The sequence below is a fragment of the Vibrio sp. 10N.261.52.A1 genome (assembly GCF_002876325.1).
Classification (GTDB): domain Bacteria; phylum Pseudomonadota; class Gammaproteobacteria; order Enterobacterales; family Vibrionaceae; genus Vibrio; species Vibrio chagasii.
On sequence record NZ_MCYD01000898.1, the window covers coordinates 1 to 2,998 of the forward strand.

General features: G+C 43.9%; 2 protein-coding genes and 2 pseudogenes. 3 read left to right on the plus strand and 1 reads right to left on the minus strand.

Features of this window, described 5'->3' with window-relative positions; translation table 11 throughout:
- Window positions 1-759: pseudogene (locus BCT81_RS19420) on the plus strand (dual specificity protein phosphatase family protein); the annotation flags it as partial.
- A 153-nt stretch (window positions 760-912) separates the two neighbouring features.
- On the opposite strand, the gene accD reads toward BCT81_RS19420, so the two are convergent.
- Window positions 913-1,776, minus strand: a complete 864-nt coding sequence (gene accD / locus BCT81_RS19425) for an acetyl-CoA carboxylase, carboxyltransferase subunit beta (RefSeq protein ID WP_102425521.1) — start codon at window positions 1,774-1,776, stop codon at window positions 913-915.
- 116 nt (window positions 1,777-1,892) lie between these two features.
- Between accD and BCT81_RS19430 the strand changes: the two genes are divergently transcribed.
- Together BCT81_RS19430 and BCT81_RS29810 are read left to right on the plus strand one after the other, a co-directional pair.
- On the plus strand, window positions 1,893-2,783 hold the full coding sequence (locus BCT81_RS19430; protein ID WP_102425522.1) for a LysR family transcriptional regulator: 891 nt from the start codon (window positions 1,893-1,895) through the stop codon (window positions 2,781-2,783).
- A gap of 133 nt (window positions 2,784-2,916) precedes the next feature.
- Window positions 2,917-2,998: pseudogene (locus BCT81_RS29810) on the plus strand (transcriptional repressor RcnR to maintain nickel and cobalt homeostasis); the annotation flags it as partial.

Below are 2,998 nucleotides of genomic sequence, written 5' to 3' on the forward strand. Positions count from 1 at the left end.
GTACCAACCCAGGTAGACTGGAGTGGCACGAAGTTTAGCCAATCTACCCCTGCAAAGCACAAGATAAAAGGTGTTCAGAAGCCGATATTCAAAAAAACTGTCGTTCAAAAGGCCACTAGCACCAAGGGGAAAGTTGAGAACATTCACATTCACCCTGAGCTTAGAATTGGTTCGATTGGCCGACCTAATAAAAACTATTCTACTGGCGCGCAGCTGATGACGTTTTGTGAGAACCTGAAACAAAATAATGTCTCGGCATTGATCTCCCTTGATTCTGGCATGTCGGCAAGAGAGATCGTATCGCTAACTAAGCAGTTAGCAAGCCACAATATCGAGTATATCTCTAACAAGACGACATACATCAAGGACTTCTTTTCAATCAAAGCCCTTACACAGCCTTCAAGTGAAGATATCGATGGTATAGCGAATCGGGTTCTGGACTTATTGAGTACACGCGAAGGGAATGTGTTGGTCCACTGTGCGTTAGGTGATGGTCGCTCTGGTATGGTTAAGTCTGCAGTGATAATGAAACAAATGTTCAACGAGAGCCGTTTAGACCTAAGTAATGTGCTTGAGGGGACTAAGGCTTACGTCAAACCTTCCATCGAATCCGAACAAGCCGTTTTATCATATTTGGATGTGAAAAATAGTATTGATACGATTCGTAAAACTCATCCAAAAGCACTCGAGCGGTCCGATGATATAGAGGTTTTAAATCAATACCTTGAATATCTTCAAAATAAGAGTGCCACGGTATAATTGACCTTGTACTCGTGTCCGCAGTGATACTGAGCTGTTAGGTTACACTGCCCCCTCTGAACAAGTAATCGAGTGGGGCAGTGGTTAAATCAATCGTGGAAAAATAATTAGGGCTTAGAGCTGCTCTACATTAAGCGCCTTCGCTCTTTCAGCTCACGCTTTTTGATGGGTGGTATTGGTCATCATGGCTATAAGTCTTGCCACTTTTTTACGCATGTCACGCCTATCTACAATCATGTCTAAAGCACCATGTTCGAGTAAGAATTCACTCTGTTGAAAACCGTCAGGTAGCTTTTCCCGCACCGTTTGTTCAATGACTCTTCGGCCCGCGAAACCGATTCTCGCTTTAGGCTCACCGATATTGATGTCACCCAGCATTGCTAAACTGGCTGAGACACCGCCAAAGGTTTGGTCTGTTAGTACCGAAATATAGGGCAGTTTAGCTTCAGACAATCGTTTGAGCGCAGCGCTGGTTTTCGCCATTTGCATCAATGCCATGAGTGATTCTTGCATGCGCGCGCCCCCGCACGCTGAAAAACATACCAGTGCGCAGTTTGATTCAATTGCTTTATTGACTGCATCGACAAATCGAGCGCCTACAACGGATCCCATTGACCCTGCCATAAAAGCAAATTCGAAAGCACATGCGACAACTGGCATTCCAAGTATCTCGCCCTTCATCACGAGCAGTGCATCTTCCTCTCCTGTACTTTTTTGTGCAGAGGCCAGTCGCTCGGTATAGCGTTTGTTGTCTTTAAAGCTGAGTAGATCTTTTGGGTAGTGTTGATCCCCTAACTCCGTACGTTCGCTGTTATCGAGAAATGTGTCTAAACGAAGACGTGCTGTCATGCGCATGTGATGCCCACATTTTGGACACACCTGTAGGTTTTCCTTGAGTGCGATATGGTACAAGGTTTGAGTACAAGAAGGGCAGTTGATCCAGACACCTTCTGGGACTGACGCTTTACGATTACTTTTTAAGTTATTCTTATTCAATAGTTTTTCTAGCCAGCTCATGGATAACCTTTATTCCCATCGTTCGAGTGATGAATATTGTATAAGCCTGATTTTGGTAATAAAGTGGCAATATTTGGCTTTATAGTCCAATAATATGGGATTATCTGTGAGGAGATATGCTAGATAAAATTGATCAGCAATGGCTAAAGAGTTTTCATTGTGTTTATGAGAATAATAGCTTCAAAAGAGCGGCAGAGTTTCTGTGTTTACCGACTTCAAATGTTAGCCGACATATTGCGTTGTTAGAGCAACAACTAGACGTAAGACTGTTTGTGAGAAGCACGCGTCGTATTGCTCCAACGGAAGCTGGAGAGCATCTTTATCTGCGCACGCAGCCCTTGTTGGATAAACTCAACCAGGCGATAGAAGAGGTCACACAACACTCTCAAGAGGTGCAGGGGCAGTTAAACATCTTAATGCCGGACTCTGCCGAATTAGCTCAAGCTGTCATTGCCTTTTGCAACCAGTACCCATCCATATCACTGTGTTGTGATACCAGCATTAGTCCAAAAGAGGACTTGATCGACGGCTTTGACGTTATTGTCAGTTTTCATCGAGGAAAGTTAGAAGATAACAGCTGGATCGCCAAAGAAATCCAACGTTGGCCGAGTGCAGTCGTTGCTTCACCTAAACTTCTTCAAACCTGCTCAAAACCGTTTCAGATTACAGATCTAAAACACGTGTCCTGTATCAGTAGCTTTACCGCATTGAACGGAACGCCTTGGGTATTTATAGACGATCATGGTGAATGGGTAACACAGCGAGTCAAATCATCATTTAAGGTCAACAGTGGTCAGCTTGCTAAAGCTGGAGCATTGGCCGGTTTAGGCTTTGCGATACTACCAGCTGAGTTTTGTCGTGAAGAGGTTGAAGCTGGTGAATTAGAAATCGTGGAGCTCGAATATCAGCCCGCAGACTTAGTTCTGTATGCGTTTTATGCCTCAAGAAAACATATAGCGAAGAGGGTTCCTGCTTTTATCGAGCACTTGCAGCACCATGCAAAATAAATCAGTAGGTCATTTAAACACCCCCTTGTCTAGGGGGCGTAATAACGGGTACTGAAAAGCTACCCCCCAGTATCGCTAAAGTGCTACATTACAAGTTAACCGCTTGTTTTTAATTACCTTGAGTACCTACGTTATGTCACATACAGCCAAAGATCAGAAAAAACTAAAGGCCCGAGTTAGTAAGATACAAGGTCAGGTCAATGGTTTAAAAAAGA